The organism is Pseudomonas sp. Sample_22 (genome assembly GCF_004307635.1).
Taxonomy (GTDB): domain Bacteria; phylum Pseudomonadota; class Gammaproteobacteria; order Pseudomonadales; family Pseudomonadaceae; genus Aquipseudomonas.
Window position 1 is genome coordinate 90,973 of the sequence record NZ_RCNY01000031.1, and the last position, 15,717, is coordinate 106,689.

Genomic DNA, 15,717 nt, shown 5'->3' on the forward strand with positions numbered 1-15,717 from the left:
GGAACAGGTCACGCACTAATTGCTGATAACATGGACGCCCGAGCGTAAAACACTAGAGATGATGATGAGCCAACCCTGGAGCCCTGACAGCTGGCGCGCCTTGCCGATCCAGCAACAACCTCAATATCCCGACGCTGCGCATTTGCAGCAGGTCGAGCAAACGCTGGCCAGCTATCCACCGCTGGTGTTTGCCGGCGAAGCGCGGGAATTGCGTCGTCAGTTTGCCGAAGTGACCCAGGGCCGCGCGTTTCTGTTGCAGGGCGGCGATTGCGCCGAAAGCTTCGCCGAGTTCTCCGCCGCAAAAATTCGCGATACGTTCAAAGTGTTGCTGCAAATGGCAATTGTCATGACCTTCGCGGCCGGTTGCCCGGTGGTCAAGGTTGGACGCATGGCCGGGCAATTCGCCAAACCGCGTTCAGCCAACGACGAGACCATCGACGGCATCACCCTGCCGGCCTACCGTGGCGACATCGTCAACGGCATCGGTTTCGACGAAAAAAGCCGTGTGCCGGACCCGGAACGCCTGCTCCAGTCCTATCACCAGTCCACCGCCACCCTGAACCTGTTGCGCGCCTTCGCTCAGGGCGGGTTTGCCGATCTGCATCAGGTGCACAAGTGGAACCTGGACTTCATCGCCAATTCGGCCCTGGCGGAAAAGTACAGCCACCTCGCCGACCGCATCGATGAAACCCTGGCCTTCATGCGTGCCTGCGGCATGGACAGCTCGCCGCAACTGCGCGAAACCAGCTTCTTCACCGCCCACGAAGCGCTGCTGCTGAACTACGAAGAAGCCTTCGTGCGGCGCGACAGCCTGACCAACGATTACTACGATTGCTCGGCGCACATGCTGTGGATCGGCGACCGCACCCGCCAGCTCGACGGCGCCCACGTCGAATTCCTGCGCGGAGTGAACAACCCGATCGGGGTCAAGGTCGGCCCGAGCATGAATCCTGACGACCTGATCCGCCTGATCGATGTGCTTAACCCGGACAACGACCCCGGTCGCCTGAACCTGATCGCCCGGATGGGCGCGAACAAGGTCGGCGATCACTTGCCGCAGCTGATTCGTGCGGTGCAGCGTGAAGGCAAGCAAGTACTGTGGAGTTCCGACCCGATGCACGGCAACACCATCAAGGCCAGCAGCGGCTACAAGACCCGCGACTTTGCGCAGATTCTGGGTGAGGTGAAGCAGTTCTTCCAGGTGCACGAGGCGGAAGGTTCCTACGCCGGTGGTATCCACATCGAGATGACCGGGCAGAATGTCACCGAGTGCATCGGTGGCGCGCGGCCGATTACCGAAGATGGGTTGTCGGATCGATATCACACCCACTGCGACCCGCGGATGAATGCCGATCAGTCGCTGGAACTGGCGTTTTTGATTGCAGAGACCTTGAAGCAAGTTAGGCGGTGAGTCATTAAATCTTTGATTGCCTGACAGGCAGCCATCGCGGGCAAGTCGAATCGTCGCACCGCCGCTCCCACAGGGATAGCGTTGTACACATAATTTGTGAATGGCGCGGTCATTGTGGGAGCTGGCTTGCCAGCGATGGCGTCAGCTCAGTCACCCTCAATCTGTGCTAATGCCACCCGCAACCGATCCGCACTCGCCCTTGGGCAATTCAACTGCACCCGCTCCAGCCCCAACCAGTCCGCCATCCGCCGCAGATTCACCGCCAACGCCAGCATCCCTTCGTCATCCAGCCCCGCCTCTTCCTCATGCACCGCATGCACTGCCAGCCGCCCTGCCGCCCGCTCGGCGCGCAAATCGACTCGCGCGGCAATCCGCTCGTTGTGCAAAAACGGCAAGACGTAATAGCCGTAGACCCGTTTTTCCTGCGGCGTGTAAATCTCCAGCCGATAGCGAAAATCGAACAGCCGCTCGGTGCGGCTGCGCTCCCAGATCAGCGAATCGAACGGTGAAAGCAGTGCACTGGCCTCGACCCTGCGCGGCAGCTTGGGCTCGGGCAGGCAATAAGCCGGTTGCTTCCAGCCCTGGACTTCGCAGGTGAGCAACTCGCCCGCCTCGACCAATTCAGCCAGACGCGGGCGGCTGTCGCCGGGGTTCAGGCGGAAGTAGTCGCGCAAGTCTTTCTCGGTGCCCACGCCCAAGGCTGTCGCGGCATGCACCAGCAAGCCACGCTGGGCCTCGGCTTCAGTGAGCAACGGCAGCGCCAGAACCTGTGAAGGAATGACTCGCTCCGGCAAGTCATAAAGCCGCTCGAATCCGCGCCGGCCAGCCACGGTCACCTCTCCGGCGGCAAACAACCATTCCAGCGCGTGCTTTTCCGCACTCCAGTCCCACCATGGCCCGGCCCGTTCCTGTCGGGTCGACAGGCTGCCGGCGCCCAACGCGCCCAGTTCTTCAACCGAGGCCAATACCCGGCGAATGGTGTCTTGCTGTTCACGACCGAAACGCGCCAGTTGTTGATAAATGTCTTCGCCACGCGTGGCACGCTGCATGCGCCAGCGCATCAGGGGGTACATCGACATCGGCAGTAACGACGCTTCGTGGCCCCAATATTCAAACAGCGTGCGACGTCGCCCCGAACTCCAGGCAGCCTGGTCGAGCAAGTCAGAAGAATAGGAACCCAGACGGGAAAACAGCGGCAGGTAGTGCGAGCGCACCACGGCGTTGACCGAATCGATTTGCAGGAGACCCAGCCGTTCGATCAGGCGGTTGAGCTGGGCAGACTTGATCGCCGCTGGCGGCTGGCGCCCGTTGAACCCTTGGGCGGCCAGTGCCAGACGCCGAGCCTGTTTGAGGGTAAAGGACAACGTTGCGGGCATGAGCATCTCCTTGTCTGCTCGCAACCTACCTCACCGGTAAGGGGTTTGTGTAGCGTCGTTCTCATCATTTATTGATCGGGTTCATTTATGCATCGGGTCGTTCCAGAACGGCTTGATCGACTCGTGCTCGACATCCGCCCGGCTCATGCCAATGTCCTTCAATGCCTCGTCGCTCAGGCTTGCCAGCAGTTCGCGCTCACGATGCAACTCGTACCAGCGGCTGATCTTGTGCAGCAGATCGGATATCAGGTGAACCGAATGGTGTTCTGTGCCTTGGAACTCATGTTGACCTTTCATCTTGTTGCCCTCCGTTTGGATGGCTCCAGTCTCGCGCCGGGTCTAAGATCAATCCAACAAATGTTTCTGATGGCAATCATCTCGGAGATTGATGTATGTCGAGCTACCCGACGATCGATACCGAAGTGTTGCGCACCTTTGTCGCGATTGCCGACCAGGGCGGCTTTACCCGCGCCGGTGAATTGGTCCATCGCACCCAGTCGGCCGTCAGCATGCAGATGAAACGGCTGGAGGAAGACGTGCTGCAGCGCCAGTTGTTCCAGCGCGACGGCCGTCAAGTGCGGCTCACCGCCGAGGGCCAGGTGCTGCTGGGGTATGCGCGGCGCATCCTCAAGTTGCACAGCGAAGTCTTCAACACCCTGCGCGAGCCAGACATGATCGGCACCGTGCGCATTGGTACGCCAGACGATTATGTGATGCGTTTCCTCCCGGGCATCCTGCGGCGGTTTGCCCAGTCCTATCCGCTGATCCAGATCGAAGTGCATTGCGAATCATCAAAACAATTGCTGATGCGCCAGGACCTGGACCTGTCCATCGTCACCCGCGAACCGGGCAGCGAAATCGGCCAGTTGTTGCGCAAGGAGCGTTTTGTCTGGGCCGAAGCGCAATGCTACAGCGCCCACGAACAAACGCCGCTGCCGCTGGCCATGTTCAACAGCGATTGCTTCTGCCGCCTGTGGGCCTGCAACGCCCTCGATGCCCAAGGCCGCGATTACCGCGTGGCGTACAACAGCGACAGCCTGTCGGCGATCATGGCGGTGGTCAGTGCCGGCCTGGCGGTCACCGCGCAGCTGGAAAGCCTGATCACCGCGGACATGCGCATCCTCGGTGAAGCTGAAGACCTGCCGTTGCTGCCCGAGGCCAGCATCATGCTCGTGCGTAATCTGCACAATCCGTCGCCGATCACCGAATGCCTGGCCGAACACATCGTCGAAGGCTTCAAACTTTAAAGGCGAGCATCACCGCACAAAGCACCAGGAAACCGCAGAACAACGCGCGCAACAGGCGCTCCGGCATGGCGTGAGCAATCTTCACGCCCCAACTGATGCTCATCAGTCCACCGATTGCCAGCGGTACGCCCACCCACCAGTCCACTTGATGATGCACGGCATAGGTCACCAGAGTGACGCCGGTGCTTGGCAATGCGAGCGCCAACGACAAACCCTGCGCGACCACTTGAGTGGTGCCGAACAGGCTGGTCAGCACGGGCGTTGCCACCACTGCCCCGCCCACGCCGAACAACCCGCCCATGGTGCCGGATGCAGCACCGAGCACACCCAGCCAGGGCCATCCATAGTTCATCTGTGAAGAGGCCGGTGCGCTGGCGAGGAACATGCGCATCAAGTTGTAGGCCGAAAGCGCGATCAGAAAAGCGACGAAGCCAATACGCATGGTTTGCGCATCTATGCCCACCGCCCAGATCGAGCCGATCCAGGCGAAGCAGAACCCCATCGAGGCCAGCGGCAGCGCGTGATGCAACTCGATCCTGTTGCGTTGGTGATAACGCCACAACGCCAGCATCACGTTCGGTACCACCATCACCAGCGCAGTCCCTTGGGCGATCTGTTGATCGAGCCCGAACAAAACACCCAGCAGCGGAATGGCGATCAAGCCACCTCCGATGCCAAATATTCCGCCGAGCGTACCCAAGGCAGCGCCAAAGGCCAAATACATCAAAAACTCAATCACAGGCGATTTCCTCCTACGTCAGGCGATTCATCCTACGCAGTTGGTTCTGGCGCGGAAACGCACAGCAACGCACAATGGCTGTGCCAACTTCGCATAAGCGTTACAGACGATGAATCCCGATCAATTGACCGAGCAACTGGGCTTGTTTCTGGATGTACTGGAAACCGGCAGCTTTTCCGCGGCCTCGCGCCGTCATCCGTTGACCCCATCGGCCGTCGCGCGACGCATTGACAGCCTGGAAAACGCTGTCGGCAGCCAATTGTTCATTCGCAGCACCCACGCGGTCCGTGCAACGCCGGCCGGCCTGGCGTTTGCCGAACGGGCGCGGCGGATCGTCGCCGAGTTACGCCTGGCCCGCGCCGAAGCTGTGTCCCTGAGCAGCGCTCCAGAAGGCTTGATTCGGGTGGATGCGCCTGCCGCGTTCGGGCGTCGGCATCTGGCGCCGGTCATTGCTGACTTCCTGATGCTGTATCCCGGCCTTGATGTGCAATTGCACCTGATCGACAGTTTCGTCGACATGCAGGGCTTGAACCTGGGCAAGGTCGATCTGGTATTGCGTGCCGGACAGATGGCCGACACGCGATTGGTGGCCACACCGCTGGCGAGCATGGTGCGCATCGCCTGCGCCAGCCCTGACTATCTGAAACGACGTGGCGTGCCCAATGATCCGGCACAATTGATTGAACACGACGGTCTTGACTGGGACGGCCTGGCGCCACCTTTTGCCTGGCGCTTCGAACGTGAAGGCCAAATGCATTTGCATCGCCCCTCGCGCATCCGCATGAGCGCCAACAATGCCGAAGCCCTGGTCTGCGGTGCGCTCGCCGGGCTGGGTATCGCGCATTTGCCGACATGGCTGGCCAGTGAGTATCTGTTGCGCGGGGAACTGATGCCGCTGTTCTGCGACAATGGCCTGCCCAAACCGGAGAGTTCGGGAATCTATGCCTTGCGCCTGCAACAACAATCCAGTTCGCGCAGCCGATTGCTGCTGGAATACCTGAAAACCCGCTTCAGCCCCATCCCCCCCTGGGATCTGGTCCTGCAAACCCACCTGGACCACCACTCGTCCTGAATTATCTGGCGCATTAAAGATTTGCCCGCTAGATTCATGATGATCACCGATCAAAGGCTTCGAAATGACCACCGAGCGCGACACCCCGGACAACTGCGACGACCTGCTGCTGGACAACCAGGCCTGCTTCGCCTTGCACTCCACCTCACTGATGTTGACCAAGGTCTACAAGCCCTTGCTGCAGGCGTTGGGCCTGACTTATCCGCAGTACCTGGCGATGATGGTGTTGTGGGAAAAGGACGGCTTGACCGTGGGCGAAATCAGCACGCGCCTGCTGACTGATCCCGGCTCGCTCACCCCGCTGCTCAAACGCCTGGAAGCAGAAGGTGTGCTCAGCCGCACCCGCAGCCGCGAAGACGAACGCGTGGTGATCATCGAACTCACCGAAAAAGGTCGGGCCCTGCGTGACAAGGCCCGTGGCATTCCTCAATGCATCCTCGGCGCCAGCGGCATGACCCTTGAGCGATTGCAGAAACTGCAGGCGGAACTGCAAGCGCTGCGTCGTCACTTGCAAGACAGTCTGTAACTCTTTCTACCAACGCACATCCCTGTAGGAGTGAGCCTGCTCGCGATAGCGGTTCGACATTCGCATGAGTGTCGACTGACTCACCGCCATCGCGAGCAGGCTCACTCCTACAGTTGTTTTGCGTTGAAGCGAAAATCCCAGCTTCGCTCCCTCCCCCTGAAAACCCCCTTCGACAGCTCTAATTCAAGCCTTTCAAGCGAAGACCATCATCAGGTTCTTAAATCTCCCGGTTTTTTTTCAAAAATTAATCTTGCGCACTAAACATTAGCGCGATACATTCACCTCGCACTTACTTAACGCGCAAACATTTAGCGCAAACAATCAAACCCGAACGAGGCTTTCACCATGCAAACTCTCTACACCGCAGTTGCAACTTCCACCGGTGGCCGTGACGGTCGTGCTGTTTCCAGCGACAACATTCTCGACGTCAAACTGGCTACCCCGAAAGAACTCGGCGGTGCTGGCGGTGCGGCGACCAACCCTGAACAGCTGTTCGCAGCCGGCTACTCCGCCTGCTTCATCGGCGCCCTGAAATTCGTTGCCAGCCAGAGCAAGCGCAGCATCCCGAGCGATGCGTCGATCACCGCCCACGTCGGTATCGGCCAGATTCCTGGCGGTTTCGGCCTGGACATCGACCTGCACATCAGCTTGCCGGGCCTTGAACAAGCCGACGCGCAAGCCCTGGTCGATGCTGCCCACCAGGTTTGCCCGTACTCCAATGCCACCCGCGGCAATGTCGAAGTACGTCTGCACGTCACCGTCTAATCACTGACCCACTCAGGCCCGAACAGGAAATGAACATGAACACTTTCAGCAAAGTCTTGACCGGTACCCTTCTCGCTCTGTCGATCAACAACGCGTTCGCCGGTGATGTCGAGCACAACACCCAGGCATTCCTCGACGTGTTGAATGCCGGCACCGGCAAGCCGATCGAGCAAATGACGCCTGCACAAGCCCGCGCCGTGCTGGTGGGTGCGCAGGCCGGGGTCAAGCTGACGCTGCCAAAAGCCGATGTCAGCCAGAAGACCATTCAGGTCGACGGCCAACCGCTGAGCCTGACTATCGTCCGGCCGGCCGGGGTCAAGGGCGAGCTGCCAGTGTTCATGTTCTTCCACGGCGGTGGCTGGGTACTGGGAGATTTCCCGACCCACGAACGACTGGTTCGTGACCTGGTTGTCGGTTCGGGCGCAGCGGCGGTTTTCGTCAACTACACGCCGTCGCCGGAAGCGCATTACCCGGTGGCGATCAACCAGGCGTACGCCGCGACCAAATGGGTAGCTGAACACGGTAAAGAGATCAACGTCGATGGCAAACGCCTGGCCGTGGCCGGCAACAGCGTCGGTGGCAACATGGCGGCCGTGGTTGCGCTGATGGCAAAAGACAAAGGCACGCCAGCGATCAAGTTCCAGGTATTGCTGTGGCCGGTGACCGATGCCAACTTCGAGACGGCATCCTACAACCAGTTTGCCGAAGGGCACTTCCTCAGCAAAAACATGATGAAGTGGTTCTGGGACAACTACACCACCGACGCCAAGCAGCGTAACGAGATCTATGCCTCGCCGTTGCGGGCTACCCCTGCGCAACTCAAGGGTCTGCCACCGGCGCTGGTGCAAACGGCACAAGCGGATGTGCTGCGCGATGAAGGTGAAGCCTACGCCCGCAAACTCGATGAGGCCGGTGTACCTGTGACCTCGGTTCGCTACAACGGCATGATCCACGACTACGGTTTGCTCAACGTGGTGAGCCAGGTTCCAGCGGTTCGTTCGGCAATGTTGCAGGCTTCGCAGGAACTCAAGGAACACCTGAAGAAATAACTGCCCTGCAGGAGCCAGGCTTGCCGGCGAAAGCGAGCTCAAGTACGCCTTCGCCGGCAAGCCTGGCTCCTACGGGTTCAGTCTCAGCTTGAACAGGATCCACAGGCACAAAAAAGCCCGACTCCAAGGTCTAATTCAGTTCACTCAAGGACGACCACTGTACCCGTGGCGAGGGAGCTTGCTCCCGCTGGGGCGCGAAGCGGCCCTGAAAGGGACTGCTGCGCAGCCCATCGCGAGCAGGCTCGCTCCTACAGCAGAACTGGATGTTTCATCCAGGCACAAAAAAGCCCGACTCAATGGTCGGGCTTTTTCATTCCTCAAGCAGTGCTTATTTAGCACGGCCTTTGTAGGAACCGCCTTCGCGGGTATCGATCTCGATCATGTCGCCGATTTCGATGAAGTCAGCAACCGACAGCTCGGTACCGTTCTTCAGTTTGGCAGGCTTCATTACCTTGCCGGAAGTGTCGCCGCGAGCGGAACCTTCGGTGTAGTCGATCTGACGCACGATGGTGGTCGGCAGCTCTACGGATACCAGACGGTCTTCGAAGAACACGGCTTCGCAAACGTCGGTCATGCCTTCTTCGATGAACGGCAGAACGCTTTCGATGTCTTCAGCGTTCAGCTCGTACATGGTGTAGTCAGTGGTGTCCATGAACGTGTAGGTGTCGCCGCTGATGAAGGACAGGGTCGCTTCTTTGCGGTCGAGGATCACGTCGTCCAGTTTGTCGTCAGCGCTGTAAACGATCTCGGTCTTGTAACCGGTCAGCAGGTTTTTCAGCTTGGTCTTCATGATCGCGCTGTTACGACCCGACTTGGTGAATTCAGCTTTCTGAACCAGCCAAGGATCGTTTTCGAGACGGATCACGGTACCGGGTTTCAGTTCTTTACCAGTTTTCATTGCGAATATCCGAATTTGGATGGGATTTACAAAAATCTAGGCCGCGTATCATATCCAATTTCCATAAAACTGTACCAGCGCCGTGGCAAGATCGGCCTGCAAGGCTTGTTCCAGACACCATGACTCGGCGTGTTTTTCCAGCTCCAGCCAGTGTTTACGAGTGGATTGCCAGTGGTCGGTCATTTTTTCGCCGGCGTTCCACGCCCGCCAAAGACCGCTGATCGCCTCCCGAGCAGGTTCCGACAGCCCTTTCACATACAACGACAGAAAGGCTTCGAGCTTGTCCAGGTGGACATCTTCTTCCTGCTGATAGATATGCCAGAGCAGAGGCCGACCCGCCCATTGCGCGCGGACGAAGGAATCTTCACCACGCACGGCGTTGAAATCACAACTCCACAGCAACAGGTCATATTGATCCTGGCGGACAAACGGCAGCACCTGCACGGTCACGGCCTCACGCACGTGCAACGCGCCGGCCTGCAAATCATTCACGCCCAGCCAGCGTTCGACATCGCCGAGGATCCGCCCTTCCGGCACCAGCAGATGAGTGGCCGTCGAATCACTGGCCAGCGCATCCAGCCAACTGGCAAGCCCGGCATTTTCATAGGCGAACAACGACATCAGCTGCGCACCGGCTGCACACTCGACACCCAAGCCCTGCAGAAAGGTGCGCCGAGCCTCGGGATCCTGCTGAAACCGCCGACGTCGTTCGAGCAATCCGTTTTCACGCAACAAGCCGCCCGTGCCTTTCTGGAATCCCGGAAAGAAGAAGAATTTCTGTACGTGCTTGTACTTCACCGAAGGCAAGCCGTGACAGCCGACCACCCAATCCTCGGCACTCAGGTAATCGAGGTTCATCCACAACGGTGTTTTTTGGCGCTCGGCCATCGCTTCCATATAGGCAGCGGGCAACTGGCAGGCGAATGCGGCTATCACCACATCCGCCGCTTCTGTCGGCAGCCACTCGGCGGGCCACTGCCGCACCTCGACACCTTGCTGCCACTGCTGCGCAACATGGATATCGATCTCGGGGCACATGCGCTCAAAGGCACGCAGGTCGTCGACCCATAAACGCACCGCCAGCGAATGCTCGGCCACCAGCTGCCGAGCCAGGCGCCAGGTCACACCGATGTCGCCGTAGTTATCGACCACGGTGCAAAAAATATCCCAGCGGGGTTTCATTTCAAGCATTCCAGGTTCCCGTTGGCAAAAGCCGCGATTGTCCGCATAAATTACCCTGCGCAGAAGAGCCGACGACGATTAATCTTCGTGCGACAATCGGCACTCGCCCGCGCCCCACCGCCAGGAGGCAGTCATGCCCTACCGTACCAATCCGCGCCGCTCGTTGCCGATCCAGCTCAATGCCGTGCAATTGACCGGCAGTATCGCCCTCGGTCTGTGGCTGGGCTTTCTCGCCATCGCGCTGACCTGCTGGCTCGCCTCGCGCCTGTTTTTCAGCGAGCAATTGGCCCCGGTGGCCCAAGCGGTACAGCAAATGGCCAACCCGCCGGTGGTGCAACAGGTTCCGGATATCCCACCACAGAGTCCGCTGTTCGAGCAGTATGAACAGAACCTGCGCAAGGACGAACAGGCGCAACGACTCGATCAGGCGCGCAGCAGCAACCGCAATCTGTCGAACGCCAAATGTCAGTTCTGGCTGCAACAGGACCAGACGGCACCCAGCGAAAAAAGCCGCGCCAATGTCCTGCAGTTCTGCGATTGATCATGAACAAACAAACTGTCCACCAACTGATTCTCGACAAGCTGCGAGTCGATCTCGACATCGCTGAGCGGGCCGCACAGACCGCTTACGAAACCGCGACCCATGAAGAAAACATCGCCGAGAACAAATACGACACGTTGGGGCTCGAGGCGTCATATCTGGCAGCCGGGCAGGCCAGGCGTGTGGAGGAAATTCGCCAGTCACTGGCGTTGTGTCAAAACCTGGTGCTGCGTGCGTATGACGAGCGACGCGGCATTGAAGTCGGCGCCCTGCTGGGTCTGGAAGACGAAAAAGGTCGAGAGCAATGGCTGTTTCTGGCGCCTGATGCGGCGGGTCTGAAGGTCGATCTGGTGGGGCAGTTGATTACTGTCATCACCCCGCGCTCACCGCTGGGCAAAAGCCTGCTGGGCAAGTTCGAAGGTGATGAAGTGGAGATTCTGGTGGCGGGCACTCGGCAACAGTTCGCTGTTACCGAGGTCGTATAAACAGGCTTAGTGAACCGGCAGTTCGACGCCGTCGAACAGCTCTTCCAGTTCTTGCTTGTTGTGGCACTGGATGGCTTTGGCCATGACTTCGCGGGTCAGGTGCGGGGCGAACTTCTCGATGAAGTCGCACATGAAACCACGCAGGAAGGTGCCACGACGGAAGCCGATCTTGGTGATGCTGGATTCGAACAATTCGCTGGCATCGAGCACCACCAGGTCGCTGTCGAGTTTGGTGTCGACGGCCATTTTCGCCACGATACCCACACCCAGGCCCAGGCGAACGTAGGTCTTGATCACGTCGGCGTCGGCAGCGGTGAACACCACTTTCGGCGTCAGGCCGCGATGGCTGAAGGCTTCGTCGAGCTTCGAACGGCCAGTGAAACCGAACACGTAAGTCACGATCGGGTATTCAGCGAGGGCTTCGAGGGTCAGCTTCGACAGCTTGGTCAGTGGGTGGCCCTGAGGCACGACCACGCAGCGGTTCCAGCGGTAGCACGGCATCATGACCAAATCACCGAACAGCTCGAGCGCTTCGGTGGCGATGGCGAAATCCACGGTGCCATCAGCGGCCATTTCGGCGATCTGCATCGGCGAACCCTGGTGCATGTGCAGGGCAACGTCCGGGTACTGCTTGATGAAATTACTGATCACCGGCGGCAACGCATAACGCGCCTGGGTGTGGGTGGTGGCGATCGACAGGGTGCCTTTTTTCTCGTTGGAGAATTCCTGGGCGATCTGCTTGATGCTTTCAACCTTGCGCAGGATTTCGCCAGCGGTGGTGATGATTCGCTCACCGGCCGGGGTGACGCGGGTCAGGTGCTTGCCACTGCGGGCGAACACTTCGACGCCCAATTCGTCTTCCAGCAGGCGGATCTGTTTGCTGATGCCCGGTTGCGAGGTGTAAAGGCTTTGGGCTGTAGCGGAAACGTTGAGGTCGTGGTGCGCCACTTCCCAGATGTAGCGCAGTTGTTGAAGCTTCATATGAATCCCTCAAAGCAGTTGGACGCCACGGGCATCAGCGACGGTATATAACTATATTAATGGTTTGAAGAATAAATCTAGAACTTTTTTATCAAAGTCCTGCTATTCGCAGCCTAGCGATCCCCTTGGCGACGGCGTTGCACCAGCGGCACCAGATAAACCGGCACCTTGGCCAACTGCAACACCCGCGCCGCGGTGCGGCCCAATGGCGTTTCCGCACCAGCCCCGTGGCTGTGACTACCTACGATCAGCAAATCCACAGAGAGTTTCTGCGCCTGGTCGAGAATCACCTGCGACGGATCGCCCTGCAGCACCCGTACTGCCTGGATTCTTTTCAGGTCCAACTCACCCTCGCCGCCCAACTCCTCACGAAAGCTATCCAGCACCCGCTGCTCGATACTCGCAATGACCGTGTTCAAGCCCTGGCTGTGAAACTCGTTCAACGCCTGCTCGTCGAGGTAGCTCTGGAGCACCGATTCGGCAAACAGGCCCATGGGTTCCACCGCGTGCACCACATACAAGTCGGCATCGAATGTCCGAGCCAATTCCAGGGCGTGTTGCATCACCACGGGGGCGTACAGGCCGAGGTCAGTGGCATACAGCATCGAACGGATCATATGACCTCCTCGAATGCCAACATGGCGGAGATTGATTCAGCTTAGCAGCGCCTTGGCGAGTACGACGTCCGGTGTAACGCGTTGAACGGCAGGCTTAAATCTTTTGTTCGTTGCTTATGCCATGTGGCACATGACCGGTGGCGACGACTTCACGGGCCAGCTCGCAGTGACCGGCCTGATCATCGAAAAACACATCCGCGGCAAAGGCTTCGAGGAATGCCGACTTGGTCAGGCCACCGAGGAACAGCGACTCGTCCAGACGAATATCCCATTCGCGCAATGTGCGAATCACCCGTTCATGGGCCGGCGCCGAACGTGCGGTCACCAGCGCCGTGCGGATGGGGCATTCGCTATCCGGGAACTCGCGCTGCAACAAATTGAGAGCGGCGAGGAAGCCCTTGAACGGCCCGCCGCGCAAAGGCTGGCGCGCCGCTTCGCGTTCACTGGCCTGAAATGCCTCCAGACCACCGGCCTGGTAAACGCGCTCCGACTCATCGGAAAACAGCACCGCATCGCCGTCAAACGCGATGCGCAGTTCGTCGCTGGCCGCGCGGCTGGCACCGCCGGACAAAATGGTTGCCGCGGCGAAACCCGCGTCCAGCGCACTGCGCACGTCTTCGGCGTGGGTTGAAAGGAACAGATCGCAGCCAAACGCCTTGAGGTATGGATAAGGACTGCGCCCGCCAACGAATGCCGCGCGGGAGATCGCCAGCCCGTAGTGATGAATCGAATTGAATACCCGCAGACCGGTATCGGCGCTGTTGCGCGACACCAGGACCACCTCGACCCGGGCACGTCCAAGGCTGGCGTTGAGATTCAGGAGTTTTTGCACCAAGGGAAACGCGTCACCGGGCTCGAGGATTTCGTCTTCCTGTTCGATCTGATATTGCCGGTAAGCCTCGACGCCGCTCGACAGGTAGACCTTGTGGCTGTCACTCAGGTCGAACAATGCGCGCGAGGAAATCGCCAGCACCAGTTTGTCGTCAATTACGTTTGGCATCCCCTTCCCCCATTGCCTTGATCAACTCAAGTATTACGTCGATCGATAAAACTCAAACTGCGATACAACGCCTCGATTCGTGGCAGTTCACATCCCGCCGCTTTGGCCGCGGCCAGTGGCCGGGCATAGATAGCCTGTAGCTCCAGCGGTCGCTTGTGCAGAAAATCGTGATACATGCTCGGCCAGTAGTCAGGCATTTTCTCGGTCATCAGGAACAGGTGCTCGGCGTAACCCGCCGGCACCTCGTGACCACAGGCGATTGCGCCCTGCACCACCTCGGCCATCAGCGCCTTGATCATTTCCCGGCTGTCGGCATCGGCCATCAAGGGTGTGGTGCTGGCCCCGAGCAACACCGACAGACCGTTGTAAGGGATATTCCAGACCAGTTTTTGCCAACGTGCCTGATGCAGGTTCGCCATGGCCTGAGAGTCGATGCCCGCGGCCTGGAACAAGCCGACACCTTCTTCGACGATCGCAATCCGCGCCGATTCATCGGCGGGGCCGCTGTGGTAGCCGACATGCACGGCACCGAGCGCCTGATGGGTAATGACGCCCGGCCCTTCCCGATGAACGCAGATATAGCAAAGCCCGCCCAGCAGATGCAGCGAGCCGGGAAGCAGTTCGCGCAGGCTGTCTTCGACATCCAGGCCATTCTGCAACAACAGGACCTTTGCATTCGGTGCGGCGGCTTGCAGGATCGCCGGTGCCAGATCCGCGTTGCTGGTGGTCTTGGCGCCGACCAGCAACCAGTCGCACGGTGGCATGTCTTCTGCGCTCGAATAGGCCTTGACCGGATTCAATGTCAGCGCACCCTGGGCTGCATGGTTCACTAGCAACCCGCGTTCGGCCACCACGGAAAACTCGCTGCGCAGCAGAAAATGCACATCGAAACCGGCTCGCGCCAGCATCACCCCGTAGAAACCACCGATTGCACCGGTTCCGATCATACCGATGGTCGGTTTCGCAACTGTCCCTATCATGGCAACTCCTCTGCTGTTCGACTCAGCGCCTGACGTATCGCCCGATTGAGTTCGGTGCCGGTAAGGCGCGAATGCAATGCCCCGAAGAATTCACCGTCGCGTACCACGAACAGCGCCGGCAAATGAAAAACCTGATATCGCTCGACCACCCCGCCATTGTTCCCGGCATCGATCCAGCACAGGCGATCGACTGCCAGATCGAGTGACGGCAATTGCTCGCGGGCGAAACGGCAACTGGAACAGCCGACACTGGTGAAAATCACCAGCGACACACCGTTCATCGTCAGCAGCCGTTGGTCGGCGTCGAAATCGGTCAGTTCCGATTCGACCACTATACTGGGAGAAACAATGTCAGATGGCCGACACATGGAGTCCGTGTTCATGGGACGATTCATTCCTCATCCTGACGATGTACCCGTGGAATTAACGTTGCTCAAACCCGAGTGTATTTCGCGACGACAGCTGCACACTATCAGCCTCGGGGGCATGGCATGCAATTATCACCGCGCGTGGCGTCACGGCACGGCGCTCGAAGTGCGCATGCCGACGCTCAATCCCGACCTGCGTTTTCCGGGCTATGTAGCCTGGTGCCTGCGACGAAAACATGGCTATCTGGTTGGCATTGCCTTCGTCGACGAACAGACGCTGTTCAGTGCCCGAATGGGTGAGCAGGTGTGCCAGATCGAGCGTTATTGCCGCCAGCACGATCCCCACAATGACCTGCAGGAAGTTCAGGCACTGGCGCTCGAGTGGGTCCAGGAACACGCCGACGAGTTCTCTCACGAAACGGTTCGCAAGGCATTTGCACAGCCTGTACTGGATTAAAGCGCTGCCAGCCCATTGTCTAG

19 protein-coding genes are annotated in these 15,717 nt (G+C 59.2%); 9 read left to right on the forward strand and 10 right to left on the reverse strand.

Annotation, left to right across the window (positions count from 1 at the left end; genetic code table 11):
* Positions 1 to 64: 64 nt before the first annotated feature.
* The gene (locus D8U73_RS07460; protein WP_056856389.1) at positions 65 to 1,411 is read left to right on the forward strand and encodes a 3-deoxy-7-phosphoheptulonate synthase class II; all 1,347 of its coding nucleotides are present in this window, start codon (positions 65 to 67) and stop codon (positions 1,409 to 1,411) included.
* 146 nt (positions 1,412 to 1,557) lie between these two features.
* On the opposite strand, the gene D8U73_RS07465 is transcribed toward D8U73_RS07460, so the two are convergent.
* Entirely contained in the window at positions 1,558 to 2,787 is a 1,230-nt protein-coding gene (locus tag D8U73_RS07465) for a winged helix-turn-helix domain-containing protein (RefSeq protein WP_130904091.1), read from the reverse strand.
* Between the two features lie 81 nt (positions 2,788 to 2,868).
* On the reverse strand, positions 2,869 to 3,084 hold the full coding sequence (locus D8U73_RS07470; RefSeq protein WP_056856391.1) for a DUF1127 domain-containing protein: 216 nt from the start codon (positions 3,082 to 3,084) through the stop codon (positions 2,869 to 2,871).
* Positions 3,085 to 3,179: 95 nt separating this feature from the next.
* Here D8U73_RS07470 and D8U73_RS07475 point away from each other — a divergent pair, with 95 nt between their 5' ends.
* Positions 3,180 to 4,034, forward strand: a complete 855-nt coding sequence (locus tag D8U73_RS07475; RefSeq protein ID WP_056856392.1) for a LysR substrate-binding domain-containing protein — start codon at positions 3,180 to 3,182, stop codon at positions 4,032 to 4,034.
* Here the strand turns inward: D8U73_RS07475 and D8U73_RS07480 are convergent.
* Positions 4,024 to 4,773 carry a sulfite exporter TauE/SafE family protein gene (locus tag D8U73_RS07480; RefSeq protein ID WP_082557657.1) on the reverse strand — a complete coding sequence of 250 codons (750 nt, stop codon included), beginning with the start codon at positions 4,771 to 4,773 and terminating at the stop codon, positions 4,024 to 4,026. The genes D8U73_RS07475 and D8U73_RS07480 overlap by 11 nt on opposite strands.
* Before the next feature lie 109 nt (positions 4,774 to 4,882).
* Between D8U73_RS07480 and D8U73_RS07485 the strand changes: the two genes are divergently transcribed.
* The 4 genes from D8U73_RS07485 (at position 4,883) to D8U73_RS07505 (ending at position 8,185) form a co-directional block, all read left to right on the forward strand.
* On the forward strand, positions 4,883 to 5,845 hold the full coding sequence (locus D8U73_RS07485) for a LysR family transcriptional regulator (RefSeq protein WP_130904092.1): 963 nt from the start codon (positions 4,883 to 4,885) through the stop codon (positions 5,843 to 5,845).
* Between the two features lie 64 nt (positions 5,846 to 5,909).
* On the forward strand, positions 5,910 to 6,371 hold the full coding sequence (locus D8U73_RS07490; protein ID WP_056856395.1) for a MarR family transcriptional regulator: 462 nt from the start codon (positions 5,910 to 5,912) through the stop codon (positions 6,369 to 6,371).
* 345 nt (positions 6,372 to 6,716) lie between these two features.
* The gene (locus D8U73_RS07500; protein ID WP_056856396.1) at positions 6,717 to 7,136 is read left to right on the forward strand and encodes an organic hydroperoxide resistance protein; all 420 of its coding nucleotides are present in this window, start codon (positions 6,717 to 6,719) and stop codon (positions 7,134 to 7,136) included.
* A 35-nt stretch (positions 7,137 to 7,171) separates the two neighbouring features.
* Complete coding sequence (locus tag D8U73_RS07505) at positions 7,172 to 8,185, forward strand: alpha/beta hydrolase (RefSeq protein ID WP_056856397.1); 1,014 nt, start codon at positions 7,172 to 7,174, stop codon at positions 8,183 to 8,185.
* Positions 8,186 to 8,513: 328 nt separating this feature from the next.
* Here D8U73_RS07505 and D8U73_RS07510 read toward each other — a convergent pair whose 3' ends face one another.
* Positions 8,514 to 9,083, reverse strand: a complete 570-nt coding sequence (locus tag D8U73_RS07510; RefSeq protein ID WP_056856398.1) for an elongation factor P — start codon at positions 9,081 to 9,083, stop codon at positions 8,514 to 8,516.
* Between the two features lie 48 nt (positions 9,084 to 9,131).
* Complete coding sequence (earP, locus tag D8U73_RS07515) at positions 9,132 to 10,274, reverse strand: elongation factor P maturation arginine rhamnosyltransferase EarP (protein WP_130904093.1); 1,143 nt, start codon at positions 10,272 to 10,274, stop codon at positions 9,132 to 9,134.
* A 124-nt stretch (positions 10,275 to 10,398) separates the two neighbouring features.
* On the opposite strand from earP, the gene D8U73_RS07520 reads away from it, so the two are divergent.
* Positions 10,399 to 10,806, forward strand: a complete 408-nt coding sequence (locus tag D8U73_RS07520) for a hypothetical protein (RefSeq protein WP_130904094.1) — start codon at positions 10,399 to 10,401, stop codon at positions 10,804 to 10,806.
* Between the two features lie 2 nt (positions 10,807 to 10,808).
* A complete protein-coding gene (locus D8U73_RS07525; protein WP_056856401.1) occupies positions 10,809 to 11,291 on the forward strand; it encodes a GreA/GreB family elongation factor in 483 nt (160 codons plus the stop codon).
* Between the two features lie 6 nt (positions 11,292 to 11,297).
* Here the strand turns inward: D8U73_RS07525 and cysB are convergent, their stop codons facing one another.
* The 5 genes from cysB to D8U73_RS07550 all read right to left on the reverse strand — a co-directional run bounded on the left by cysB (position 11,298) and on the right by D8U73_RS07550 (position 15,252).
* The gene (cysB, locus tag D8U73_RS07530) at positions 11,298 to 12,272 is read right to left on the reverse strand and encodes an HTH-type transcriptional regulator CysB (protein WP_007899921.1); all 975 of its coding nucleotides are present in this window, start codon (positions 12,270 to 12,272) and stop codon (positions 11,298 to 11,300) included.
* Positions 12,273 to 12,385: 113 nt separating this feature from the next.
* Positions 12,386 to 12,889, reverse strand: coding sequence for a universal stress protein (locus tag D8U73_RS07535; RefSeq protein WP_056856402.1), 504 nt, complete (start codon positions 12,887 to 12,889; stop codon positions 12,386 to 12,388).
* A gap of 94 nt (positions 12,890 to 12,983) precedes the next feature.
* Positions 12,984 to 13,889: a 5'-nucleotidase gene (locus D8U73_RS07540; protein WP_130904095.1), complete on the reverse strand. Its 906-nt coding sequence runs from the start codon at positions 13,887 to 13,889 to the stop codon at positions 12,984 to 12,986.
* 26 nt (positions 13,890 to 13,915) lie between these two features.
* Positions 13,916 to 14,869, reverse strand: coding sequence for a putative 2-dehydropantoate 2-reductase (locus tag D8U73_RS07545; protein ID WP_130904096.1), 954 nt, complete (start codon positions 14,867 to 14,869; stop codon positions 13,916 to 13,918).
* A complete protein-coding gene (locus D8U73_RS07550; RefSeq protein WP_056856405.1) occupies positions 14,866 to 15,252 on the reverse strand; it encodes a thioredoxin family protein in 387 nt (128 codons plus the stop codon). The genes D8U73_RS07545 and D8U73_RS07550 overlap by 4 nt, the downstream gene beginning before the upstream one ends.
* On the opposite strand from D8U73_RS07550, the gene D8U73_RS07555 reads away from it, so the two are divergent.
* Positions 15,251 to 15,694: a PilZ domain-containing protein gene (locus tag D8U73_RS07555; protein WP_056856406.1), complete on the forward strand. Its 444-nt coding sequence runs from the start codon at positions 15,251 to 15,253 to the stop codon at positions 15,692 to 15,694. The genes D8U73_RS07550 and D8U73_RS07555 overlap by 2 nt on opposite strands.
* Positions 15,695 to 15,717: the final 23 nt, after the last annotated feature.